General features: G+C 65.1%; 23 protein-coding genes and 1 other RNA gene. 8 read left to right on the forward strand and 16 right to left on the reverse strand.

The window, feature by feature from the left end; all coding sequences use genetic code 11:
- Positions 1-58: 58 nt before the first annotated feature.
- The 7 genes from truB to rimP form a co-directional block, all read right to left on the reverse strand.
- Positions 59-994: a tRNA pseudouridine(55) synthase TruB gene (gene truB / locus ACED18_RS09885; RefSeq protein ID WP_377291588.1), complete on the reverse strand. Its 936-nt coding sequence runs from the start codon at positions 992-994 to the stop codon at positions 59-61.
- 55 nt (positions 995-1049) lie between these two features.
- Complete coding sequence (gene rbfA / locus ACED18_RS09890; RefSeq protein WP_377291590.1) at positions 1050-1457, reverse strand: 30S ribosome-binding factor RbfA; 408 nt, start codon at positions 1455-1457, stop codon at positions 1050-1052.
- A complete protein-coding gene (locus ACED18_RS09895) occupies positions 1454-2002 on the reverse strand; it encodes a YcxB family protein (RefSeq protein WP_377291592.1) in 549 nt (182 codons plus the stop codon). Before ACED18_RS09895 ends, rbfA begins: the two co-directional genes overlap by 4 nt.
- A gap of 59 nt (positions 2003-2061) precedes the next feature.
- Positions 2062-4779, reverse strand: coding sequence for a translation initiation factor IF-2 (gene infB, locus ACED18_RS09900; protein ID WP_377291594.1), 2718 nt, complete (start codon positions 4777-4779; stop codon positions 2062-2064).
- A gap of 104 nt (positions 4780-4883) precedes the next feature.
- Complete coding sequence (locus ACED18_RS09905) at positions 4884-5585, reverse strand: RNA-binding protein (RefSeq protein WP_377291919.1); 702 nt, start codon at positions 5583-5585, stop codon at positions 4884-4886.
- Between the two features lie 32 nt (positions 5586-5617).
- Positions 5618-7231, reverse strand: a complete 1614-nt coding sequence (gene nusA, locus ACED18_RS09910; protein WP_377291596.1) for a transcription termination factor NusA — start codon at positions 7229-7231, stop codon at positions 5618-5620.
- 76 nt (positions 7232-7307) lie between these two features.
- Positions 7308-7919 (reverse strand): ribosome maturation factor RimP, encoded by a 612-nt coding sequence (rimP, locus tag ACED18_RS09915; RefSeq protein WP_377291598.1) that lies wholly within the window; start codon positions 7917-7919, stop codon positions 7308-7310.
- Positions 7920-8141: 222 nt separating this feature from the next.
- On the opposite strand from rimP, the gene ACED18_RS09920 reads away from it, so the two are divergent.
- Entirely contained in the window at positions 8142-9770 is a 1629-nt protein-coding gene (locus ACED18_RS09920) for an MFS transporter (RefSeq protein WP_377291600.1), read from the forward strand.
- Positions 9771-9963: 193 nt separating this feature from the next.
- Positions 9964-10446, forward strand: a complete 483-nt coding sequence (locus ACED18_RS09925; protein WP_377291602.1) for a cupin domain-containing protein — start codon at positions 9964-9966, stop codon at positions 10444-10446.
- An 83-nt stretch (positions 10447-10529) separates the two neighbouring features.
- Here the strand turns inward: ACED18_RS09925 and ACED18_RS09930 are convergent, their stop codons facing one another.
- Both ACED18_RS09930 and recR read right to left on the reverse strand, forming a co-directional pair.
- Positions 10530-11741 carry a lytic murein transglycosylase gene (locus tag ACED18_RS09930; protein ID WP_377291921.1) on the reverse strand — a complete coding sequence of 404 codons (1212 nt, stop codon included), beginning with the start codon at positions 11739-11741 and terminating at the stop codon, positions 10530-10532.
- Positions 11742-11803: 62 nt separating this feature from the next.
- A complete protein-coding gene (gene recR, locus ACED18_RS09935; RefSeq protein ID WP_149738836.1) occupies positions 11804-12409 on the reverse strand; it encodes a recombination mediator RecR in 606 nt (201 codons plus the stop codon).
- A gap of 56 nt (positions 12410-12465) precedes the next feature.
- Between recR and ACED18_RS09940 the strand changes: the two genes are divergently transcribed.
- Entirely contained in the window at positions 12466-13071 is a 606-nt protein-coding gene (locus tag ACED18_RS09940) for an MOSC domain-containing protein (protein ID WP_377291604.1), read from the forward strand.
- A 341-nt stretch (positions 13072-13412) separates the two neighbouring features.
- Here ACED18_RS09940 and ACED18_RS09945 read toward each other — a convergent pair whose 3' ends face one another.
- The 3 genes from ACED18_RS09945 to ffs all read right to left on the reverse strand — a co-directional run bounded on the left by ACED18_RS09945 (position 13413) and on the right by ffs (position 15844).
- Complete coding sequence (locus ACED18_RS09945; RefSeq protein WP_377291606.1) at positions 13413-13736, reverse strand: YbaB/EbfC family nucleoid-associated protein; 324 nt, start codon at positions 13734-13736, stop codon at positions 13413-13415.
- 48 nt (positions 13737-13784) lie between these two features.
- On the reverse strand, positions 13785-15683 hold the full coding sequence (locus ACED18_RS09950) for a DNA polymerase III subunit gamma/tau (RefSeq protein ID WP_377291608.1): 1899 nt from the start codon (positions 15681-15683) through the stop codon (positions 13785-13787).
- Positions 15684-15746: 63 nt separating this feature from the next.
- An RNA gene (ffs, locus tag ACED18_RS09955) (signal recognition particle sRNA small type) lies at positions 15747-15844 on the reverse strand.
- A gap of 101 nt (positions 15845-15945) precedes the next feature.
- Here ffs and ACED18_RS09960 point away from each other — a divergent pair.
- The 4 genes from ACED18_RS09960 to ACED18_RS09975 are packed head-to-tail and all read left to right on the forward strand — an operon-like array spanning position 15946 to position 18465.
- Complete coding sequence (locus ACED18_RS09960) at positions 15946-16350, forward strand: HIT family protein (protein WP_377291610.1); 405 nt, start codon at positions 15946-15948, stop codon at positions 16348-16350.
- Positions 16347-17333: an NAD(+) diphosphatase gene (gene nudC, locus ACED18_RS09965; RefSeq protein ID WP_377291612.1), complete on the forward strand. Its 987-nt coding sequence runs from the start codon at positions 16347-16349 to the stop codon at positions 17331-17333. The genes ACED18_RS09960 and nudC overlap by 4 nt, the downstream gene beginning before the upstream one ends.
- A 15-nt stretch (positions 17334-17348) precedes the next feature.
- A complete protein-coding gene (locus tag ACED18_RS09970) occupies positions 17349-18053 on the forward strand; it encodes a helix-turn-helix transcriptional regulator (RefSeq protein ID WP_377291614.1) in 705 nt (234 codons plus the stop codon).
- A 46-nt stretch (positions 18054-18099) separates the two neighbouring features.
- Positions 18100-18465, forward strand: a complete 366-nt coding sequence (locus ACED18_RS09975; protein WP_377291616.1) for a VOC family protein — start codon at positions 18100-18102, stop codon at positions 18463-18465.
- Positions 18466-18557: 92 nt separating this feature from the next.
- On the opposite strand, the gene ACED18_RS09980 is transcribed toward ACED18_RS09975, so the two are convergent.
- From ACED18_RS09980 to ACED18_RS09990, 3 genes are all read right to left on the reverse strand, one after another.
- Positions 18558-18695, reverse strand: a complete 138-nt coding sequence (locus ACED18_RS09980; protein WP_149738844.1) for a DUF1127 domain-containing protein — start codon at positions 18693-18695, stop codon at positions 18558-18560.
- 203 nt (positions 18696-18898) lie between these two features.
- Complete coding sequence (locus ACED18_RS09985; protein WP_377291619.1) at positions 18899-19753, reverse strand: prephenate dehydratase; 855 nt, start codon at positions 19751-19753, stop codon at positions 18899-18901.
- A 44-nt stretch (positions 19754-19797) separates the two neighbouring features.
- Positions 19798-20550, reverse strand: coding sequence for a 3-deoxy-manno-octulosonate cytidylyltransferase (locus ACED18_RS09990; protein WP_377291621.1), 753 nt, complete (start codon positions 20548-20550; stop codon positions 19798-19800).
- A gap of 155 nt (positions 20551-20705) precedes the next feature.
- On the opposite strand from ACED18_RS09990, the gene ACED18_RS09995 reads away from it, so the two are divergent.
- Positions 20706-21416, forward strand: coding sequence for a c-type cytochrome (locus ACED18_RS09995; protein WP_377291623.1), 711 nt, complete (start codon positions 20706-20708; stop codon positions 21414-21416).
- A 78-nt stretch (positions 21417-21494) separates the two neighbouring features.
- Here ACED18_RS09995 and ACED18_RS10000 read toward each other — a convergent pair whose 3' ends face one another.
- Positions 21495-22439 (reverse strand): AEC family transporter, encoded by a 945-nt coding sequence (locus ACED18_RS10000; protein ID WP_377291625.1) that lies wholly within the window; start codon positions 22437-22439, stop codon positions 21495-21497.
- Between the last annotated feature and the right edge of the window lie 194 nt (positions 22440-22633).

The raw sequence follows: 22633 nt of genomic DNA on the forward strand, positions 1-22633 counted from the left end.
CGCCTGTGGCAGAACAATCGATTTTTCACCCCGATGCAACCCTCATCGCGCGGAGCGCTCAGTTGCCGGCGAAAACGCGCTTCGGGCGGAACTCGCCTTCGCCGATCTCGCCGATGGCAACCAGCTTGCCGCGGGCGGTCGCATAGGCTTCCGGCTCGTTGGCCGGCGCGTCGCGGCCGCGCAGGATGATCGGGTTGCCCATGCGCAGGCGGTGGGCCTGGTCGTCGTTGACGGCGATGTGGGGCAGGTCGGACAGAGCCTCGCCCGTGTCGATCAGGTATTCATCGAGCGCTGCCAGCCGTTCGGCATCGTCCTCGATTTTTTCGAGCGCGACGAGTTCGGACAGCGGCACCATGTCCTCCTCGCCGAAAGGGGCGACGAAGGTGCGGCGGAGCGACGCGATGTGGCCGAAGCAGCCGAGATCGCGCCCCATGTCGCGGGCGATCGAGCGCACATAGGTGCCCTTGCCGCATTCGATCTCGAAATGGGCAAGGTTGGGTGCCGCGCCGATCAGCGTCAGGCGATGCACCTCGACCTCGCGGGCGGGAATGTCGACGGTCTCGCCTTCGCGGGCGAGGTCGTAGGCGCGCTCGCCGTCGATCTTGATGGCGGAGAACTGCGGGGGAACCTGGCTGATGACACCGGTGTAGCGCGGCAGGAGGGCGCGGATCGCCTCTTCCGTCGGGCGGTTGGCGGAGCTTTCCGTCACGGCCCCTTCCAGGTCGTCCGTCGAGCGCTCCTCGCCCCAGGCAACGGCGAATTCGTAGACCTTGCGGCCATCCATGACGTAGGGAACGGTCTTGGTGGCATCGCCGAGCGCAATCGGCAGCATGCCGGAGGCGAGCGGATCGAGGGTTCCGGCATGGCCGGCCTTCTGGGCCTTGAAGAGCCATTTGATCTTGGAGACGGCTTCGGTGGAGCCGTAGTCGAGGGGCTTGTCGAGGATAAGCCAGCCGGAAATCGGCCGGCCCTTCGGCTTGCGGGGCTTGGACATTCGTGTCTCTCGTTCGTGATGGTTCTTGGGCGGTGCGGCGGGCGGGAGCCCGGCCTTACGCCTTGTCGTCGTCGGTCTGATCGAGGTCGCGGGCGACTTCGGGCGAGCGCAGCAGCTCGTCGATCTTCTGGTAATTGTCGAAGCTCGTATCGTCGCGGAAGCGCAGATCCGGCATGTATTTCATCTGCCGGAGCTGCGGGCCGAGGCGGCCGCGGATGAATTTCGCATTGCGGTTCAGCGCCTCGATCACGGTCTCGTGGTCCTTGACGCCGAGCGGCGAGACGAAGGCGGTCGCGTGCTTGAGGTCGGGCGACATGCGCACTTCGGAAATGGCGATCACCGTCGTCTCGATGACGGGATCGCGCACATCGCCGCGCTGGAGAACCTGGGTAATGGCGGCACGCACCTGTTCGGCGACGCGCAGCATGCGCTGGGAGGGCGCGGAGGACGTTGCTTTGCTCATCTCTTCTTCCATTTCGCGGCCGCCATATAGGCGCGCAACGCGTCTTCCCCTTCCGGGGTGTTGAGTGCCCGCTTCGGGACGATGACGGCCTGGGCCTTGTTGATCCACAGGAGGAAATAGGCTTCGGTTTCAGTATAGGCGCTGATTTCGGAGCGGGAAACACGCGACGACAGGCCGCCGGCGTCCAGCGCGATCGCCTCGTCTGCGAAGGTGATCTCGTAGCTTCTGCCTTCAAGATTGAGCCGACGCAGGGCGCTGCGCCAGATCGCAGGAACAAGCAGGAACCGCCAGGCGAGAAGCAGCGCGGCGATCGCCAGGTTGCCAAGGGCGCCGATGTCGAAGGGACGGTCGCCTTGAAGGATCGGCCAGAGGAACCATGCGCTGAGCACCACATTTGCGGCGACCAGCGGCCAGAAGAGCCACTTTCCAACCCAGCGGTCGCGCGGCCCGCGGGCAGCCTCCGCCATCGCGTTGTAATCCGCCTGTGTCAGCACGTAACGGATAACCGGCGGCAAAGCCGCCGGTCTCTCTGCCGTTTCCGACATCATCACACTCCATCGGCCGGTATTGGACCGTTCCGGCTGCAGCCGCTTGCGTTACAATCTCAGAGCGTACGCGTGATGTGTTCGACGCGGAAGCACTCGATCGTGTCGCCGGCGCGGATGTCTTCGTAGTTCTCGAAGGCCATGCCGCATTCCTGACCCATCGGCACGTCGGAGACTTCGTCCTTGAAGCGCTTGAGGGTCTTGAGCTTGCCTTCGTGGATGACGACGTTGTCACGCACCAGACGGACACCCGCACCACGTTCGACCTTGCCTTCGATGACGCGGCAGCCTGCGACCTTGCCGACCTTGGTGATGTTGAACACCTCGAGGATCTCGGCATTGCCGAGGAAGGTTTCGCGCCGCTCGGGCGACAGCAGGCCGGACATGGCCGCCTTCACGTCGTCCGTCAGGTCGTAGATGATGTTGTAGTAGCGGATCTCGATGCCGGCACGCTCGGAGGCGGTCCGGGCCTGCGCATTCGCACGCACGTTGAAGCCGATGATCGCGGCGTTGGAGGCCTCGGCGAGCGAGATATCCGACTCCGTGATGGCGCCAGCACCCGAATGCACGATGCGTGCCTTGACCTCGTCGGTGCCGAGCTTGTCGAGGGCTGCGACGATCGCTTCCACCGAACCCTGCACGTCGGCCTTGATGACCAGCGGGAACTCCTTGAAGCCGGTGTTCTGCAGCTGGCTCATCATCTGTTCCAGCGAACCGCGCTGACCCGACTGGCGGGCAACGGCCTTGTCGCGGGCCAGACGCTGGCGATATTCGGAGATCTCGCGGGCGCGGCTTTCGTTCTCGACCACGGCGAACTTGTCACCGGCCGCCGGCGTGCCGGACAGGCCGAGGATTTCGACCGGCATGGCCGGACCGGCTTCCTTGACGTGCTCGCCCTTGTCGTTAACCAGCGCACGCACACGGCCCCACTGGTCGCCGGCGACAATGATCTGGCCGGGCTTCAGCGTGCCCTTCTGGATGAGAACGGTCGCGACAGAACCACGGCCGCGATCGAGCTGGGCTTCGATGACGGTGCCTTCGGCGGTGCGGGTCGGATCGGCCTTGAGGTCGAGGATTTCGGCCTGCAGGAGCACGGCTTCGAGAAGCTTGTCGAGGTTGACCTTGTTCTTGGCGGAAACTTCGACGTCGAGCACTTCACCGCCGAGCGATTCCACGAAGACTTCGTGCTGCAGCAGCTGCTGGCGCACCTTGTCCGGGTTTGCCTCGTGCTTGTCGATCTTGTTGATCGCCACGATGATCGGCACGTTGGCCGCCTTGGCGTGGTTGATGGACTCGATCGTCTGCGGCATCACGCTGTCGTCGGCGGCAACCACGAGGATCGCGATATCCGTCGCCTGCGCGCCACGGGCACGCATCGCGGTAAAGGCGGCGTGGCCGGGCGTGTCGATGAAGGTGATCTTCTGGCCGTTCTGCTCGACCTGGTAGGCGCCGATATGCTGGGTGATGCCACCGGCTTCGCCCGAGACGACGGAGGTCTTGCGGATGGCGTCGAGCAGCGAGGTCTTGCCGTGGTCGACGTGGCCCATGATGGTCACGACCGGCGGACGCGCCACCAGCTCGCCTTCGTCGTCCTTGATGTTGAAGATGCCTTCTTCAACGTCGGACTCCGACACGCGCTTGACGGTGTGGCCGAATTCGGTCGCAATGATTTCGGCGAGGTCGGCGTCGATAACGTCGCCCGGCTTCATCATCTGGCCTTCCTTCATCAGGTACTTGATGACGTCAACGGCCCGTTCGGACATACGCTGCGCGAGTTCCTGAATGGTGATGGTCTCGGGCAGGATGACCTCGCGCATGACCTTTTCGCGCGTTTCCTGCATCTGCGAGCGGCGGAACTTTTCCTGGCGGCGGCGGGCGGCAGCCAGCGAGCGGCCGCGCGAGGAGTTCTCGTCGTCGAGCGCTGCCGTCAGCGTCAGCTTGCCCTGGCGGCGGCCATCGTCGGTCTTCGGGCGGACGGGCGCCTTGGCCGGCTCCGGACGGGCAACCTTGCCGCGGAACGCGCCGGCCGGACCCTTGCGCTCGTCGTCCTGTTCCACATCCACCTTGCGGCCACGAACCGGAGCGCCCGGAACGGGCGCCGGATCGGCCGGGGTCGCAACGCGCGGCGCCGGACGGCCGGCGGCATCGGGACGGCGCGCGGCGGGCTGGCCAGCGGCGGGGCGCTGCACGACGGCAGGCGCCGGTGCGGCCGCGACGGGCTCTTCCACGACAGGCTCGGGCTCCACGACCTTCGGGCGCGCTGCCTCTTCGGCAGCACGCTTTGCGGCTTCCTCGGCCTCGCGAACGCGGCGCTCTTCTTCCTCGCGGGCCCGGCGGGCTTCCTCGATGGCGCGCAGGCGCGCATCTTCGGCATCGCGGATCTGCGCTTCGGCGAGCGCGCGGCGGCGGGCATCGACTTCTTCCGGCGAGAGCTGGTTCAGCACGACACCAACACGCGGACGCGGCGGGGCTTCCTCGCGGCGGTCCTGCGGCTGCTGGCGCACGGGGTGCTGCTGGCGCACCGGCTGCTGCGGCTGAACAGGCGCCGGACGCGGCTGCTCGACCGGGCGGGCGGGCGCTGCGGCAACGGGTGTAATCGGCTTTTCGTCTTCCGGGCGGTTCAAGCGCGGGCGCTTGCGTGTCTCGACCACGACAGCCTTGGTCCGGCCGCGGCCCATATCCTGGCGCACCGTCCCCTGCTGTACCCCGGATGGCTTCAGCGTCAGCGTCTTCTTGCCAGCCATGCCGAGGGTCTTGTCGTCTTTGTTATCGGTCATTCCGTTCCGTTCCTAGCGATCAGGCCCGGCCACGTCTGACCGATCCTGTCATGAGTTCCTGTGCTCAATGGCGCGAATTTCCGGCATTGCGCCGGTGACCCACGTCATTGACGAGACTGGCCAGCGCCATCACGGGCCCGGACCGGGTCATTTCCACGGTACTTCTCGAGCATGATTGCGCGCTTCACTACACCTTCACCCGCCTGCCCTGCAAGCGCCACGGCATGGATAAAAGCATAACTTCCGAAAAGCTGGTCCAATTCCGCGCCGTCGAAGACGTGGAAGGCCGGGATTTCGGTTTCACCATCGGTCGCAAAGTGCATGGCCTTGCGTGCCTGATCGATTTTGCGCACCCCATCGGGTGCCGCGTCCCTGGAGTGGAAGACGGCGAGCGCTTCGAGAGCGCGCACCGCATTCTCCACCTTGGCCGCCCCGCTGACCAGTTGCCCGGCCTTTCGTGCGAGGTTCATCATGCCGGCGAGCTGCACCTTCAACAGACGCTCCACGTCGTCGGCCAGAGCCGGTTCGGCGATCACGTCAGCCTTCAGCGCCCGGGAAAAGAGCTTGCGCGCCACGGCCTTCTCGACCAGGGCGCGCTCGGCCTTTACCCAGCAGCCGCGACCCGGCAGCTGCCGCTTGAGATCGGGAACGACCCGCCCATCGGGTGACGCGACAAAGCGGATCAGTTCGTCAGCCGATCCGCTCTCGCGCGTCACGATGCAGGTGCGATCGTTCACGTCTTCTCTCCGTCCCCCGGCCTGCCGCTCGGACGAGCGGCCGGCGCCGGGCTCCTCCGGCTCCCGAATGCCTTCGGGGGCCGGCTTTTCGACTGGACCGCTCACGCGTCCTCTTCCGTACCTTCGACAGCCTCGGCCTCATCGGCCTCCGCTTCGGCAGCAATGTCGTCCTCGGTGATCCAGCCGGCCGCCAGACGGGCCTGCACGATCATCGCTTCGGCTTCGGCGCGGGAAACCTCGAACTTCGAGAACAGACCCTCGAAACGCTTGGTTTCGCCGTCCTTGCGCTCCGTCCAGCCGACGAGGTCGTCAGCGGCACAGCCGGCGAAGTCCTCGACGGTCTTGATCCCGTCCTCGCCGAGCGCCACCAGCATCTGGCCGGTCATGCCGTCGATGCCGCGCAGTTCGTCGGCAACGCCGAGTTCGCGGCGCTTGGCATCGAGTTCGGCTTCCAGCTTTTCCAGATATTCGCGGGCACGTGTCTGGATTTCGGTGGCCGTGTCTTCATCGAAGCCGTCGATGGAGGCGATTTCGTCGAGATCGACATAGGCGAGCTCTTCCACCTGGGCAAAGCCTTCGGAGGCGAGAACCTGGCCGACCATTTCATCGACGTCGAGCGCATCCATGAAGAGGTTGCTGCGCTCGTTGAATTCCTTCTGGCGGCGCTCGGACTCTTCGGCTTCCGTGAGGATGTCGATGTCCCAGCCGGTCAGCTGCGAAGCGAGACGCACGTTCTGGCCGCGACGGCCGATGGCCAGCGACAGCTGCTCATCGGGAACGACCACTTCGATGCGCTCTGCGTCTTCATCCAGAACGACCTTGGCGACTTCGGCCGGCTGCAGGGCGTTGACGATGAAGGAGGCCGGATCCTGGCTCCACGGAATGATGTCGATCTTTTCGCCCTGCAGCTCGCCGACGACGGCCTGAACGCGCGAACCGCGCATACCGACGCAGGCGCCGACCGGATCGATCGAGCTATCACGGCTGATGACGGCGATCTTGGCGCGCGAACCCGGATCACGGGCGACCGACTTGATCTCGATGATGCCGTCGTAGATCTCCGGCACTTCCATCGTGAAGAGCTTGACCATGAACTGCGGATGGGTGCGCGACAGGAAGATCTGCGGGCCGCGCTGCTCGCGGCGCACGTCGTAGACATAGGCGCGGACGCGGTCGCCGTAGCGCATGTTTTCGCGCGGGATCATTTCGTCGCGGCGGATGATGCCTTCGCCGCGGCCGAGATCGACAATGACGTTGCCATATTCGACGCGCTTGACGGTGCCGTTGACGATCTCGCCGACGCGGTCCTTGAACTCGTCGAACTGGCGGTCACGCTCGGCTTCGCGCACCTTCTGCACGATGACCTGCTTGGCCGACTGGGCGGCGATGCGGCCGAAATCCATCGGCGGCAGCGGGTCGGCGATGAAGTCGCCGAGCTTGGCGTCCGGGTTGCGGTCGCGGGCCAGCTCCAGCGGGATCTGGGTGGAATAGTCCTCGGCCTTCTCGACCACTTCCAGCAGGCGCTGGAGGCGGATTTCGCCGGTCTTGGAGTTGATGTCGGCGCGAATGTTGGATTCCGAACCGTAGCGCGAGCGCGCGGCCTTCTGGATCGCATCCGCCATGGCGGCAAGAACGATCTCGCGGTCGATGACCTTTTCGCGCGCCACCGCATCTGCAATCTGCAGAAGCTCCAGCCGGTTTGCACTGACTGCCATGTCTTTCCGTCTCCGTTGTTGCTGTGATCGCCTCTACCGGCCGCGCCGCCCGCGCTTCCTGCCGGAGGGGTTTCGATCAGTCTTCGCTCTCGTCTGCGTCTTCGTCGTTCTGGTTGGCCGCCTGGGCGAGCTTCGCCTTCTTGTCGGCCGTCAATGCGTCGCGGATCAGGTCGTCCGTGAGGATCAGCCGCGCATCGGCCAGCGCCGAGAAGGGGATCGTCACGATCGGCTCTTCGCCGTAGCCCAGCTGCTCGCGCTCCAGCGAGAAGCCGTTGTCGTCGGAGGCCACCAGCTTGCCGCGGAACCGCTTGCGGTTTTCCACCAGAACCGAGGTCTCGCACTTCAGCAGGTGACCCTGCCAGCGCGCGAAATCCGAACGGCGCACCATGGGGCGATCGATGCCCGGCGACGAGATTTCCAGATGATACGCCTTATCGACCGGGTCCGCCACATCAAGAACCGGAGAGATGGCCTTGGAGACCTCCTCGCAGTCCTCGACGGTCATGGTGCCGTCGTTGCGCTCCGTCATGATCTGCAGCGTTGCGCCGTTCTGCGAACTCAGCCGGACCCGCACAAGGCGGAAGCCGAGCTGGATCAGCGTCGGTTCGATGATTTCGGCAATGCGCCGGTCGAGCCCGGTCTCTTCGACCAGGCGCGGCTCGTTTGCGGTCTCAACCGTATCTTCCAACGGTGCCACTCCTTCAAAAGGCGAGGCCAATAAAAAAGAGCGGGTCCCGAAGGGCCCACTCTTCATCTGGCGATCAAGAATTTGAATGTCATATACGCGGCTTTTGCCGGGATTGCAAGGTTTGGCCCCAATCGGTCGCGACAGTGCCTGCCGGGAAGGGTTGAGCGGGCACCGGCGCGCGCTACCTTCCCTTCCAACCCCGCCTGCCACAAGCGATCTTCCATGAGCCAGCAATCCTCCCTCCTCCGCCCCTTCCGGCATGCCACTTTCCGCAACATCTGGGTGGCGAGCATCGCGTCGAATTTCGGCGGGCTGATCCAGTCGGTGGGCGCGGGCTGGATGATGGCGTCGATTTCGAACTCGGCCGACATGGTCGCGCTGGTGCAGACATCCACGACGCTGCCGATCATGATCTTCGCGCTCGCTGCCGGAGCGCTCGCCGACAGTTTCGACCGGCGGCGCATCATGCTGTCGGCGCAGGTCTTCATGCTGGTCGTTTCGACGGCGCTTGCCGTTGCCGCCTGGTTCAACGTGCTCAGCCCCTGGCTGCTTCTGACCTTCACCTTCCTGATCGGCTGCGGCACCGCGCTCAACAACCCGTCCTGGCAGGCCTCGGTGGGCGACATGGTGCCACGCGAGGATCTTGCCGCCGCCGTCACGCTGAACAGCATGGGCTTCAACATCACCCGCAGCCTCGGCCCGGCCATCGGCGGCGCCATCGTCGCGGCGGCCGGAGCGGCGGGGGCCTTCGCGGTCAATGCCGTCAGCTACATCGCGATCCTTGCCGCCCTCCTTGTCTGGAAGCGGCCGAAGGACGACCGCACCCTGCCGCGCGAGAGCTTTGCCCGCGCCATCGGAGCCGGCATCCGCTATGTCGGCATGTCGCCGAATATCGGCAAGGTCATGCTGCGCGGCTTCGCCTTCGGTCTTTCGGCCAGTGCGATCCTTGCCCTGCTGCCGCTGGTGGCACGCGATCACGTGCAGGGCGGGCCGCTGACCTACGGCCTTCTGCTCGGCTGTTTCGGCGCGGGCGCCATTGCAGGGGCCATGACCAGCAGCCGGCTGCGCGAAAAGCTCTCCAGCGAATGGATCGTTCGGCTCTCCTTTGCCGGCTTCTTCCTTGCTGCCCTCGTGACCGCGCTCAGCACCAGCGCCACGATCACCGGCGCGGTTCTCCTGATCGCCGGAGCGAGCTGGGTCTGGGCGCTCTCGCTCTTCAACACCACGGTACAGCTTTCCACCCCGCGCTGGGTGGTGGGGCGGGCGCTCTCCATCTACCAGGCCACCACCTTCGGCGGGATGGCGGCGGGAAGCTGGCTCTGGGGCGAGATCGCCGACGCGCAGGACGTCTCCACGTCGCTGATCGTCGCCGCCTTCGCGATGATCGCCGGTGCTGCCCTCGGTCTTCGCTATGCGCTGCCGGAATTCAAGGCGCTCAACCTTGATCCGCTCAACCAGTTCGCCGAACCGAACCTGCCGCTCGACCTCAAGTCCCGCAGCGGACCCATCGTCGTGATGATCGACTACGAGATCGCCGAGCAGGACATTCCCGACTTCCTCGACGCCATGACGGAACGCCGGCGCATCCGAATCCGCGACGGCGCGGGCCAGTGGGCGCTGATGCGCGATCTCGAAAAGCCGCTCATCTGGACGGAAACGTATCACGTACCCACCTGGGTGGAGTATGTGCGCCACAACATGCGCCGCACGAAGGCCGACGCGGAAAACGGCGATCGTCTTCGGGCGCTGCATTCCGGGGAAGAACCGCCGCGCGTGCACCGCATGATCGAGCGCCAGACGATCATCCCCCACGATTACGAGCGCTTCAAGCAGCAGATGGACATGCACTGACGGCGCGGATGCCCCGGAGTGGGCGGGCACGATAAGGGGGCTTCTCACAAAGGCTGCGCTTCCGCCACCAGCTATCCAACTGTTTTTATTGTTTTTTAAGGTTCAGACTCCGGCAATCTTCTGCCATTTATTCGCTGGCAATTCATCCTAAAGATGCTAATTTTCCTCCTGCTGATTTAGGGGGATTCCAGTCATGACAGCGAGCGAATTGAAGCCGGTTTGCGTCGGCCCGGATGGCGGCGAGACGGTTTTTCTCGTCGGCGATACCTACACGACCCTGCTTTCGGGTGCGCAGACGGGCGGGGCCTTCACGCTTCTCGAAGCGCTCGTGCCGCCGGATACCGGCCCGCCGCCGCATCACCACAATGCCGAGGACGAGACCTTCATCCTGCTGGAGGGGCGGGTGACGTTCCAGCTCGGCGAGGAGGTGATCGACGCGCAGCCCGGCACCACTGTCTTCGTGCCGCGCGGGGTGATCCACAGCTTCCGCAACGTCCATACCGGACCGGCCAAGATGCTGTTCATGTACAATCCGCCCGGAATGGAAGGCATGTTTGCCGAAATCGGCCATCCCGGCACGCGCAATGTTCAGGCGCCACCGCTCGACATGGCCGATGTCCACGCCATGATCGCCGTGTCCTCGAAGTACAAATTCACCATCGCGCCGCCCAAGTGACGACCGGCGCGGCGATCCCGGCAGCCTGTCCGCTTCCCGTCATCCTGCGTTCGGGACGGGAAGCGGGCCTGCCACGGGCCGTCTCAGCGGATGCGGCCCTTCAGGCTTTCTGAGGGATAGCAGGTCGGGGCAAGACCGTTCTTCGCCTGCCAGTCGCCGATGGCGCGGCGGGTCTTGTAGCCGGGCAGGCCGTCGCTGCCGCCGACATCGTAGCCCTTCTTCTCCAGCGCCTTCTGCATGGCGGCGACATCGGAGCGCAACAGCGAGCCGACATCGCCCCACGCGCCGCGAAACGCGCCGCCGCCCGAACCGATCCGGTCGGCGAGGTTGCCGATGAAGAGGGCGTAGAGGTCGGAGTTGTTGTATTCCTTGATGACGTAGAAATTCGGGGTCACCACGAATTCCGGGCCGCTGCGGCCGGCCGGCACCAGCATCATGCCGCTGGCTTTCAGCTCGCCTGCAGGAAAGCCCTTGCCGGTCACCCGCGTAATGCCGGTGGACGCCCAGTCCGCGATCGGGCGGGCGAGGTCCGGCCCCTCCTGCGCGCAGGAGACAGAAGCGGGGATCGTGACCTCGAAACCCCAGTCACGACCGCGCTGCCAGCCCTTCTTCGAAAGATAGTTGGCGATGGAAGCGAGTGCGTCGGGCGTCGAGTTCCAGATATCGCGGCGCCCGTCGCCATCGAAATCGACGGCATATTGCAGGAAACTGGAGGGCAGGAACTGCGGCTGACCCATGGCGCCGGCCCAGGAGCCGCGCATGTCCTCCTCGCGCACGTCGCCGCTTTCGAGGATATGGAGGGCGGCGATCAGTTCACGGCGGAAAAGCTCCGGCCGTGTGGACATGAAGGCCTTGGTGGCCAGCACGTCCATGACGTTGTAGGGGATCTTCGCGCGTCCAAAGCCGGACTCCCGTCCCCAGATGGCAAGGACGACCGACCCCGGTACGCCATAGGTCTTTTCGATGCGCGTCAGCACGCCGACATTGGCCGCAGCCAGAGAACGACCGCTGGCCGCGAGCCCCTGCAGGCGCTTTTCGGAGAAGTAGGCGCCGGGGGATGAGAACTCCGCCTGGCTCTGCTTGCGGTCCTTGGACGGCTTCGTGCCCGGCGGCACGAGATCGGGCAGGTCCCAGTTGATGCGGATGCGCGCGGCAGCCTCCTCGAAGGTCTTGCGCCCAATGCCCGATGTCTTCGCCTCCGGCCAGACATCGTTCTGCAGCCAGGCCCGGAACTGCTTTTCCACATCATCGCGCGACTGCGCGCCGGCCGGCAGAGGAACCGCTGCCGCGACCATCAGGGCAAGAACGCCAGCAAGTCTGGCGAGACGGGTGCGGACAGGCTTCATCGGGGCGCTCCTCATACGGCGGTGCGGGCGCGCAGCGCGGCGGTCAGCGTTCCCTCGTCGAGATAGTCCAGCTCGCCGCCGACGGGAACACCATGGGCGAGCCGGGTGATCTTCACCTCGAAACCTTCGAGCCTGTCGGTGATGTAATGGGCCGTCGCCTGTCCCTCCACCGTCGCATTGACGGCAATGATGAGTTCTCGCACCGTCCCGCCCGCCACGCGGTCGACAAGGCCGCGAATGTTGAGATCGTCGGGGCCGACGCCGTCGAGCGGCGAGAGCGTGCCGCCGAGCACGTGATAGGCCGCGCTCATGGCGCCGGCACGCTCCAGCGCCCAGAGGTCTGCGACATCCTCGACGACGATGATGACTGAGGCGTCGCGGCGGGGATCGGTGCAGACCGTGCAGGGATCGACCGTATCCACATTGCCGCAGCAGGAGCAGATGCGCACCTTGTCATAGGCTTCGCCCATGGCGCCGGCGAGCGGCCCCAGCAGTTGCTCCTTCTTCTTGATCAGGTGGAGTGCCGCCCGGCGCGCCGAACGCGGCCCGAGGCCCGGCACCTTCGCCAGAAGCTGGATGAGTTTTTCGATTTCGGGGCCGGTGACTCGTTTTGCCATGGGGCGGGTTTTACCTGATAAGGTGGAGCGAAGGAATCGCCTGCCGGAGCGCACCCATGAAAATCCTCGCTGTCTGTATCGGTCAGGCCCGCAAGCTGCCCGGCAAGAACACCAAGACCGGCATCGCCAAGGCAGCGGTGACGGGTCCGGTCATGGTCGATGCGGAAGGGCTCGTCGGCGACGCGATCATCAACCGCAAGCATCACGGCGGACCGGAACAGGCGGTCTACATCGAGGGTGCGGAAACACTTGCCTGGTGGGCGCAGGAACTGGGCCGACCGCTGGAGCCCGGCACCTTCGGGGAAAACCTCGTGATCTCCGGCCTCGACAATCGCGACGTGGCGATCGGCGACCGCTTCACCATCGGCGACGTGGTGCTGGAGGCGACCTCCGCCCGCAGCCCCTGCGCCACCTTTGCCGCCCACATGGGCGACCCGCTGATGGTGAAGCGCTATCTGAGGGCCGAGCGTCCGGGCATCTACACCCGCGTTATTGCGGGCGGCATGCTGGAAGCGGGGCAGAGCGTGACCTACACGCCCTTTGCCGGCGAGCGCATCGGCATGGCGGAATTCATGGATGACTACGGCCGCATTCCGCCGGAAAAGTTCGCGCGCTATCTGGCGACGCCGGTCAATGCGAAGATCAGGGCGAAGATTTCTTGACTATCGACGGCGAAAGAGAGGCTTGCCTTTCATCGCCGCGATAACGAGAAGATCACATGCCATCTCGATGAAAAGATAAAGGTCTTCGAAAGACGGCGAATGCTTGGTGGAGCAGCTTCCTGCGCCAATCGCTCCAGCGTCGTCCTCGGGCTTGACCCGAGGACCCATGCGGCCCTCCGCGTCCCTGGCCGTGGATCCTCGGCTCTGCGGCCGAGGATGACGGAAGGTGGGGGACGGCTTGCCGCACCACAATGTTGGCTTCCAGAGGAGGCATCGCGTCACGGAAGCGCAAAGCGTGCTTGGAAATACGGACCGCGCCCTGCTTGCAGCGACAGAGTGTCTTAGAACGGGAACTTCATGCCCGGCGGGATCGGCAGGCCGGCGGTGAGTTCGCGCGTCTTTTCGGCGGTCACGGCTTCGGCCTTGTCCTTGGCGTCCTTGTGGGCGGCGACGATCAGGTCTTCGAGGATCTCGACCTCGTCTTCCTTGAAGAGGCTCGGATCGATCTTCAGGCTCTTCAGGTTGCCCTTGCCGTCGATGCGCATCGTGACGAGGCCACCGCCGGCGGAGCCGTCGATCTCGATGGCGGCGATTTCCGCCTGCATCTTCTCCATCTTGGCCTGCATTTCCTTGACCTTGCCCATCATGCCCAAGAGGTCACGCATGTCGTCGTCCTTTCCTAGAGAATATCGAAACCGGCGATGCGTTGCCGGCTAAAAGTCGATGTCGTCGCCGGGCAGGATATCGCCTTCGGCGCTTTCGGCTGCGGCCGGCGGGCGAACGTCATCCTCATCGGCGGCGGCTTCCGCCTCGCTCAGCTTGATGCGCACGTCGGTGATCCTGGCGCCCGGAAAGCGGGCGAGGATCGCGGCGACATCCGGATCCTGCCGGGCGTCGCTGACGCGTTTTTCCTGCGCTTCGCTTTCCTGCTCGGCAGGCGTCGCCTCCCCGGCCTCCCGGCTGACGATGACCATCCAGCGGATGCCGGTCCAGTCTTCCAGCCGCTTCTGCAGCTCGCCGACGAAGGTCTTCGGCGCATCCTCGGCGAGATTGAGCTCAAGGCGCCCGGGCTCGAGCCGCACGAGGCGCAGATAATTGCGCACCAGCGTCTTCATGCGGATGTCGCGGTTGCGGGCGCAGAGATCGACGATATCGGCCGCGGAATTGACGGGAACCGACGGCTGCGGCTTTGCCGCCTGGCGGGGCGCGGCTTCGGCGCGGGTCTCCCCGACGCTGACGAGCGTCGGGCGACCGCCCTCGCCGGCGGCCATCATGGACGGGGCGCCGGACGGGGCAGAATTGGCGGAGGTCATCGCGCTGGCGCGCGCCGAGGCGCCCTGCCCGCTTGCCATGGCGGAGGGCCCACCGCCTGCGGGGCGACCGCCACCGTTTGCGGCCGGCGTGGCACCACCTTCGATCTCCAGCAGGCGACGCACGGCGTCCTCGGGCGAGGGAAGGTTTGCGGCATGCGCCAGACGGATCAGCACCATTTCGGCGGCACCGGCCGGGCGCGCGGCATTTTCCGTCTCGGGAATGCCCTTCAGCAACATCTGCCACATGCGCGAGAGCGCGCTGACCGGAACGGTGGCGGCAAACTCCGCACCGCGGCGGCGCTCGACTTCGCTGAGCGACGGATCTTCCGCGGCATCCGCCACGAATTTCATGCGGGTCACGAGATGGGTGAAATCGGCAAGGTCGGTCAGCACGACGTTCGGCATGGCGCCCGCCTCGTACTGCGCGGCAAATTCGGCAAGGGCGGCGGCGACTTCGCCTTTCGCGACGTGTTCAAAGAGATCGACGATGCGGGCGCGGTCGGCAAGGCCCAGCATGGCGCGCACGGTCAGCGCCTCCACGCGCCCGTTGCCATGGGCGATCGCCTGGTCGAGCAGCGACAGGCCGTCGCGCGCCGAGCCTTCGGCCGCACGGGCGACCATGGCGAGTGCTTCGGCTTCCGCCGGCACGCCTTCCTTTTCGAGAATCGTCGTAAAGAGGCCGACGAGATCGGAGGCCGAGATGCGGCGCAGGTCGAAGCGCTGGCAGCGCGACAGCACCGTGATCGGCACTTTGCGGATTTCGGTGGTGGCGAAGATGAACTTCACATGCTCCGGCGGCTCTTCGAGCGTCTTCAACAGGCCGTTGAAAGCCTGCGTGGAGAGCATGTGCACTTCGTCGATGATGTAGACCTTGTAGCGCGCCGACACCGGACGGTAGCGCACCTGCTCGATGATCTCCCTGATATCGTCGATGCCTGTATGGGAGGCGGCGTCCATCTCGATCACATCGACATGGCGGCCTTCCATGATGGCCTGGCAATGCTCGCCGGGCACGCGCAGGTCGATGGTCGGGCGGTCGATCTCTGATGTCTTGTAGTTCAGGGCACGGGCCAGAATGCGAGCCGTCGTCGTCTTGCCGACACCGCGAACGCCCGTCAGCATGTAGGCCTGCGCGATGCGGCCGGTCTCGAAGGCATTGGTGAGGGTGCGGACCATCGGCTCCTGGCCGACCATGAGGTCCGAAAAGTCCTTTGGGCGATACTTGCGGGCCAGAACGCGATAGCCGCTCTGCCGCGTCTCAGTTGCCAACGCTGCGTCCTGGGGTGCGTCTTCGCTCATCGCCCCTGCCGAATCAATGCCGAGTGGCTGCTTTTCAACTGTCCCGCGACAGGACGGGAACGGGTGGGAGGCTGGCACGGCGACCCGTGCCGGAGCTCGTTGGGGCTGCTTCCTTCCGGACCTGACCCGGTTGGCGAGTGGCTCGTCCACCACCAACCTCCCGCGCTCCATATCGGCAATCTCGCGGGCAAATGCAAGCCGAGCCTTGAAAAAACTGTGAAGGCGGGCGAAGCAGTTGCGACACCGGAGATTGCGGGGAGCGATGGACACCTTCACACTGGACGACCGCCTTGCCGCCGACAGCGTTCCCGTTGCGATGCTGTCGCTGTGCGAGCTGCGCCTGATGCGCGACGGGCGCTGGCCCTGGCTGCTGCTGGTGCCGCGCCGCGCCGGCGTTTCGGAGATCTTCGAGCTTGATGCGGACGACCAGGTCGTGCTGGCCGTCGAGACCGCCCATGTCGCAGCCGCGCTCAAGACCCTGACGGGAGCGACCAAGATCAATGTCGGGGCGCTGGGCAACATCGTGCGCCAGCTCCATATTCATGTCATCGCGCGCAGCGAGGGCGATCCCGCCTGGCCGGGCCCCGTCTGGGGCTTCGGCACGCCGGAGCACAAGGACGCTGCCACCCTCGAAACGCTGAAAACCCATCTTCTGGAGCGGCTATGAGCGCACCTCTTTCCATCTTCGACAGCCGGCATCCGCATCACGAGCCGAGCACGCTGGTCGCCTTTGCGGAAAACAATCTCGACCGCCAGTCCGAGCACCGCGCCGACGACTGTCTCGAAAAGGCGTTTGCGGCGCCCGGTGCCCATGTCTTTGCCTTTTCCGGCGGGCGGCTGGTGGTGAAGCACGACGAGAAGATCGTCGATCCGCTGTTTGCGCCCTACGAGCTTGCCGAGCTGAAGCCCGATCTCGACGCCGCCATCCTGCTCGGCTTCCTGCCGAATGGCGAGCCCCGCCTTGCCGTACCGGTCGGCGTCACGGAGGACGAGCTGCCGAAGGATTTCCGGCTCACGGACGGGCGCACGCTCTACCGCCAGCAGATGATGGCCGACGACGTGCTCGGCCAGTTCGCGCAGGCCTCCAGCCTGATCAGCTGGGCGGCGGCAAACCGCTTCTGCGGCAAGTGCGGCAGCGCCATGGAAGCGAAGGGTGGCGGCTATCGCCGCGCCTGCCCGGCCTGCGGCAACCTTGCCTTCCCGCGCACCGACCCCGTCGTCATCATGCTGACGGTGGATCTTGAGCGCGACCTCTGCCTGCTTGGCCGGGGGGCGCATTTTCCGGAAGGCATGTATTCCTGCCTCGCCGGCTTCCTCGAACCGGGGGAGACGATCGAAAATGCCGTGCGGCGCGAGACGCTGGAGGAATCCGGCATTCACATCGGCCGCGTGCGCTACCACGCCTCGCAGCCCTGGCCGATGCCGCACAGCCTCATGATCGGCTGCTTTGCGGAGGCGAAATCCTTCGACATCAAGCGCGACGAGCAGGAGCTGGAAGACTGCCGCTGGTTCACGCGCGCGGAGACCGCGGCCATGCTGGAGCGCGTCACCGGTGTTGCCGGGACGGAAGGGCAGACCGTCTCGCCGCCGAAAGGCGCCATCGCCCACCGGCTGATGCGCGACTGGCTGGACTGGGGACGCGCCGGCTGAGGCGGCGATCACGCCATGGCACGCTCCGAACGGCTTCTTGCGCTGATCCAGGTCCTGCGCCGGCATCGCATGCCGGTGAGCGGCCGGGCGCTGGCAGAGGAAACCGGCGTCAGCCTGCGCACGCTCTATCGCGACATAGCAAGCCTTCAGGCGCAGGGCGCGCCAATCGAGGGGGAAGCAGGAATCGGCTATGTGCTGCGCCCCGGCTTCCTGTTGCCGCCGATGATGTTTTCCGTCGAGGAGATCGAGGCGCTGGTGCTTGGCTCGCGCTGGGTGGCGCGGCGGGCGGATGCATCGCTTTCGGCTGCCGCCGAAGAAGCGCTTTCGAAGATCGCGGCCGTCCTGCCGGCGGCGCTGCGCGAAGAGCTTGACAGCTCCACCCTTCTGGTCGGGCCGCCACGCGCACGTCAGGACCGGATCGACATCGGCCTGTTCCGCGCCGCAATCCGCAACGAGCAAAAAGTTCAGCTCTCCTATGAGGATCTGTCAGGCCGGCACACGGAGCGGGTCATCTGGCCCTTCGCGCTCGGTTTCTTCGAGGAGGTCCGAGTGGTCGCCGCCTGGTGCGAGCTGCGGCAGGAGCTCCGGCATTTTCGCGCAGACCGCATGGTGGAAGCCGTCATTACAAGCGAGCGCTATCCAAGACGGCGGCAGGTGTTGCTGAAGGAATGGCGCGCGGAACGAGCCCGCATCGATAACAAGACTGCTGACGGAAACTGACACTGGCTCGGCCTAAACCGGGGCTCCCAACCAAGGAGACCCTGACATGACACCGAACCTGATGATCCTCTACGTCGCCGATACCGTCGCCAGCGCCGCCTTCTATGCCGATCTCTTCGGCCAGAAGCCCCGTGCGCTTTCGCCCGGCTATGCGGCTTTTGTCTTCGACAATGGCCTGTCGCTCGGCCTGCTTTCCAAGGCATCCACTGCGCTCATCCATCCGCATGGCGACGACGCCAGCGAACTCGCCTTCATGGTGGCGGGCGATGCGGCCGTGGAGGCCTGCTACCGGGACTGGCAGGACAAGGGGCTCACCTTCGTCCAGCCGCTGACGCGCTTTGAATTCGGCCCGACCTTCGTCGCGCTCGACCCCGACGGTCACCGCCTGCGCGTCTGCCTCATCGACGAGTGACCGCCAGAAACGCAAAAGGCCGGCAAAGCCGGCCAGGAGCGTCTCAGTCCCGATTTGTGCCTTGCGCTGCGATGGGCAGCGCGGGGCATCTATCAGCGGCCGTAAACGGCGCTGCGGATCTGCGAGCGGGAGATGCCGATGTCGGCCAGTTCGTGGTCGCTGAGACGGTTCAGTTCGCGAACGGCGCGGCGCTGGGCAACGAATTCATTGATCTTGGTACGGAAGTTCATGGCTGTTTCCTCGGTCTCTTTTGTATGACCGGAATATAGCCGAACTGCCCAAAAATCAGCAGCGCGATGATTGCAAATTAGGCATGCGTTTGCGGCGTACCGGGTTAACGACCGACATCAAAAAGGCCGCGATCCTTAAGGGTTGCGGCCTTTGTGCGATTGCCGGGAAAGAAGGCAGGGCCGGAGCCCTGCTCAAGAATCGCTCACAGCGTGCCGCGCATGGGATGGGCGGGGTAGGCGCCGAGAATGCGCACCTTCTCGGAGAAGAATTTCAGCTCCTCCAGCGCCCGGCGCACATTGGCATCATCCGGGTGCCCCTCGATATCGGCATAGAACTGGGTGGCGATGAACTTGCCGCCGATCTGGTAGCTTTCGAGCTTGGTCATGTTGATGCCGTTCGTCGCAAAGCCGCCGAGCGCCTTGTAGAGCGCCGCAGGAATATTTCGGACATTGAAGACGAAGGTGGTGACGATCCGATCGTCATCGCTCCTGCGCTCGATCACCGTTTCCTTGCGCGAGAGCACCACGAAGCGGGTCACATTGCTTTCGAGGTCCTCCACATTCTCGGCGATGATCTCCAGACCGTAGAGATCGGCGGCAAGGCGCGGGGCGAGCGCTGCCATGCTGCGGTCGCCGGTCTCGGCGACCAGCTTCGCGGCGCCGGCCGTATCGCCCGCGATCACCGGCTTCCAGCCGTTGGCACGCACGATCTTGCGGCACTGGCCGAGCGCGTGGATGTGGCTGTGCACCGTGCGCACTTCCTCATGACGCACACCCGGCAGCACCATGAGCTGGAAGCGGATCGGCATGAAATATTCGCCGATGATGTGCAGGCGCGATTCCGGCAGCAGGTGGTGGATATCGGCGACGCGGCCGGCGATCGTGTTCTCGATCGGGATCATCGCGATATCCGCCTCGCCGTTCTCGACCGCCAGGAAGGCATCCTCGAAGGTCTGGCAGGGCAGCGGCTCCATGGCGGGAAACATGTCGCGGCTCGCCATGTCGGAGTTGGCGCCGAATTCGCCCTGGAAGGCGATCCTGTTGGTCTTGGCTGTCATGGCAATTGGCCTGCTTGTCAGAGGGGCATGGAAACGGATGGGGGTCAGGGCCTGGCGGCGAGGATGCGGCGCGCCTTCTCAAGGTCATCGGGCGTATCGACACCGAGCGGCACGGCCGCGACGATCTCGACGTCGATGCGCATGCCGGCTTCCAGCGCGCGCAGCTGCTCCAGCGATTCGCGTTTTTCGAGCGGCGACGGGGAAAGTGACACGAACCGCTCCAGCGCAGCGCGGCGATAGGCGTAGAGGCCGATATGGTGGTAGAGAGGCCCCTTGCCGTGCGGGGCAGTGGCGCGGGTGAAATAGAGTGCGCGCAGGCGCGTTTCGGAGAGCGACGAGCCGACGACCTTCACCACGTTCGGATTGGTCTTTTCCGCCTCGTCCGCAATCTCAACGGTCAGGGTGGCAATATCGACCGCGGGCGTCTCGAAGGGCCGCATGACGGCCCGGATCGTCTCCGGCTCGACGGTCGGGAGATCGCCCTGCACATTGATGACGTATTCGGCCCGGTGCCCGGGGTCGACGGCCTCCAGCGCCTCGAAAATGCGGTCGGAACCGGACTGATGGTCGGCGCGCGTCATCACCACCTCGAAGCCTGCGGATTTCACCGTCTCGAAGACGGTCTGATCATCGACGGCCACGATGACGCGCCCCATCTTTGCCTCGGCCGCGCGACGCGCGACCTGCACGATCATCGGTGCGCCACAGATGTCGGCAAGCGGCTTGCCGGGCAGGCGCGTCGAGGCCATCCGCGCGGGAATGAGCACAAGGGTCTTGTCGTGGTCAGCTTGCGGCATGGACAGGCCTTTAGAATCCGGGCAGAAGTGGCAATTGGTCTCAACGGGAGTGGCGCCATTCCTGTTGCAACGCAGAGCCAAAAGACATAGGTTCCGCGCGAATTCAAGATGGGCCGCGTGTTTGCGCCGGGCGGCTGGGAAGGGAGCTTTTTCAGATGAACTCTAAAGTGAACATGGGCCTGGGCGCCCTGCTGGGAACGGTCTTCGTGCTGATGTCCGTCTCCATTGCCTCGGAAGGGCTTTTCCATTCCGAAGCGCCCGAGAAGCCAGGGTTCGCGATTGTCGCCGAGGAAGCACCTGCGGCCGGCGAAACCGCTGGCGGCGAAGCGCCGGAAGTTGCCATCGGCCCGCTGCTGGCCTCTGCCGATGCTGCCGCCGGCGAAACCGTGTTCAAGAAATGCGCAAGCTGTCATGACATCGGCAAGGGCGGCCCGAACAAGGTGGGCCCGAACCTCTATGGCGTCGTGAACCGCCCGATCGCCTCGCATGAGGGCTTCTCCTATTCCGCCGGCATGAAGACCTTCTCCGAAGGCGGCAAGGTGGTCTGGGACTACGATCACCTCAGCTACTTCATCGAAGCGCCGAAGAAGCACGTTCCCGGTACCGCCATGGGCTTTGCCGGCATCAAGAAGCCCGAAGAGCGCGCAAACCTGATCGCCTACCTGCGCACGCAGTCGGACTCTCCGGCTCCGCTGCCGGATGCTTCGGCCGCAGGTGCTGCCCCTGCCGCAACCGAGCAGGCTCCAGCCGCTGCGGAGCAGGCCCCGGCAGCGACGGAACAGGCGCCCGCGACAAACGGTCAGGCTCCCGCCTCGACCGAACAGGCCCCGGCGACCACTGGCCAGGCGCCTGCAACGCAGCCGTAATCGCCAGCCCCGTTTCAATACCGCTTCTGACACCCGGCCTTACCGCCGGGTGTTTTCGTTTCGGCGGGCGAGACGTTGCTAAAGGAGAATATAGGCCCAGGCGGAGACGCTGATGACGCCGAGCGCGGTGGTCAGCGTGATCATCGAGGATGCCATTCCGTGGCCGACATTGAAGTGGTTGGCGATCAGCCAGGCATTGACGCCGGTTGGCACGGAGGCGGTCAGGACAAGCGCCTGCGTCCAGACCGGATCGATGCCGAGGAAGCGGCACGCGAAAAGCACGACGGCCGGAAAGACAATGAGCTTCAACAGGCTGGTCACGCTTGAGAGGGCGAGATGGCCCCGGATGCCGTAGCGGTCGAGCGCCATGCCGATCGAGATCAGCGCGGCCGGGGCGGCCATGCCGGCCAACTGGTCCACCACCGTCTTCATTGGAACCGGCATGGCAAGGCCCAGCGCCTGCATCAGCGCGCCGCAGACGAGGCCGATGACCAGCGGGTTCTTCACGAGATTGCGGCCGATATCGGCCAGCACGGCGACCAGCGGACGCGGGGCTGCACCCGTCACCTTGCGGTCAGCCCGCTCCATCAGGATCGTACCGGCGACCATCATGACCGGCAGATGCACCGAAAGCAGGATGGAGATGGCGACGATGCCGTGATCGCCGACGACGCGCGAGACGAGCGGCAGGCCGATGAAGACGGTGTTTGCAAAGGCTGAGGAGACGCCGGCGAGCACGCCGATTCGCGCATCGCTGCCGAAGCCCAGGGTCGCGACGAGATGGCCGAGCGTCCAGGTGACGAAAACGCCGAAGAAATAGGCCGCCCAGAGCCGCCAGGGCGAACCGTCGCTGAAATCGGCTTCCGCGATCGTGCGGAAGAGGAGCACCGGCACCGCGACACGGAAGACGAAGTCACCCAGGGCCTGACCGACGCTCTCCGACAGGTAGCGAAACCGTACGATGAGCCAACCGGTCAGGATCAACACGAAAAGCGGCACGACATTGAGAAAGATGATCGACATGACTGGCCCGGTTGAACGCCCCTCCCCAGCCTTACCGGATAAGGCGCCCCAAGTGAAACAGACGACCTGAACGGGAAGCGGTCACGGGATGCTCGATCACCGACAATCGACCGCGACGGTCCAAGGCCTTCTGTGAAAGCTCTTCCCCTTGCGAAGAATTCCGTTATGACGGGGACCCGTGCTTCTCTTTGACG

The organism is Rhizobium sp. SG2393 (assembly GCF_042610495.1).
In the GTDB taxonomy this organism is placed as follows: Bacteria; Pseudomonadota; Alphaproteobacteria; order Rhizobiales; family Rhizobiaceae; genus RU20A.

Excerpts from the sequence above, each read along its gene's own strand:
- truB (WP_377291588.1), bottom strand. The coding sequence starts at position 994 with ATGTCCAAGCCCCGCAAGCCGAAGGGCCGGCCGATTTCCGGCTGGCTT.
- rbfA (WP_377291590.1), bottom strand. The coding sequence starts at position 1,457 with ATGAGCAAAGCAACGTCCTCCGCGCCCTCCCAGCGCATGCTGCGCGTC.
- ACED18_RS09895 (WP_377291592.1), bottom strand. The coding sequence starts at position 2,002 with ATGTCGGAAACGGCAGAGAGACCGGCGGCTTTGCCGCCGGTTATCCGT.
- infB (WP_377291594.1), bottom strand. The coding sequence starts at position 4,779 with ATGACCGATAACAAAGACGACAAGACCCTCGGCATGGCTGGCAAGAAG.
- nusA (WP_377291596.1), bottom strand. The coding sequence starts at position 7,231 with ATGGCAGTCAGTGCAAACCGGCTGGAGCTTCTGCAGATTGCAGATGCG.
- ACED18_RS09920 (WP_377291600.1), top strand. The coding sequence starts at position 8,142 with ATGAGCCAGCAATCCTCCCTCCTCCGCCCCTTCCGGCATGCCACTTTC.
- ACED18_RS09925 (WP_377291602.1), top strand. The coding sequence starts at position 9,964 with ATGACAGCGAGCGAATTGAAGCCGGTTTGCGTCGGCCCGGATGGCGGC.
- ACED18_RS09930 (WP_377291921.1), bottom strand. The coding sequence starts at position 11,741 with ATGGTCGCGGCAGCGGTTCCTCTGCCGGCCGGCGCGCAGTCGCGCGAT.
- recR (WP_149738836.1), bottom strand. The coding sequence starts at position 12,409 with ATGGCAAAACGAGTCACCGGCCCCGAAATCGAAAAACTCATCCAGCTT.
- ACED18_RS09940 (WP_377291604.1), top strand. The coding sequence starts at position 12,466 with ATGAAAATCCTCGCTGTCTGTATCGGTCAGGCCCGCAAGCTGCCCGGC.
- ACED18_RS09945 (WP_377291606.1), bottom strand. The coding sequence starts at position 13,736 with ATGCGTGACCTCTTGGGCATGATGGGCAAGGTCAAGGAAATGCAGGCC.
- ACED18_RS09950 (WP_377291608.1), bottom strand. The coding sequence starts at position 15,683 with ATGAGCGAAGACGCACCCCAGGACGCAGCGTTGGCAACTGAGACGCGG.
- ACED18_RS09960 (WP_377291610.1), top strand. The coding sequence starts at position 15,946 with ATGGACACCTTCACACTGGACGACCGCCTTGCCGCCGACAGCGTTCCC.
- nudC (WP_377291612.1), top strand. The coding sequence starts at position 16,347 with ATGAGCGCACCTCTTTCCATCTTCGACAGCCGGCATCCGCATCACGAG.
- ACED18_RS09970 (WP_377291614.1), top strand. The coding sequence starts at position 17,349 with ATGGCACGCTCCGAACGGCTTCTTGCGCTGATCCAGGTCCTGCGCCGG.
- ACED18_RS09975 (WP_377291616.1), top strand. The coding sequence starts at position 18,100 with ATGACACCGAACCTGATGATCCTCTACGTCGCCGATACCGTCGCCAGC.
- ACED18_RS09980 (WP_149738844.1), bottom strand. The coding sequence starts at position 18,695 with ATGAACTTCCGTACCAAGATCAATGAATTCGTTGCCCAGCGCCGCGCC.
- ACED18_RS09985 (WP_377291619.1), bottom strand. The coding sequence starts at position 19,753 with ATGACAGCCAAGACCAACAGGATCGCCTTCCAGGGCGAATTCGGCGCC.
- ACED18_RS09990 (WP_377291621.1), bottom strand. The coding sequence starts at position 20,550 with ATGCCGCAAGCTGACCACGACAAGACCCTTGTGCTCATTCCCGCGCGG.
- ACED18_RS09995 (WP_377291623.1), top strand. The coding sequence starts at position 20,706 with ATGAACTCTAAAGTGAACATGGGCCTGGGCGCCCTGCTGGGAACGGTC.
- ACED18_RS10000 (WP_377291625.1), bottom strand. The coding sequence starts at position 22,439 with ATGTCGATCATCTTTCTCAATGTCGTGCCGCTTTTCGTGTTGATCCTG.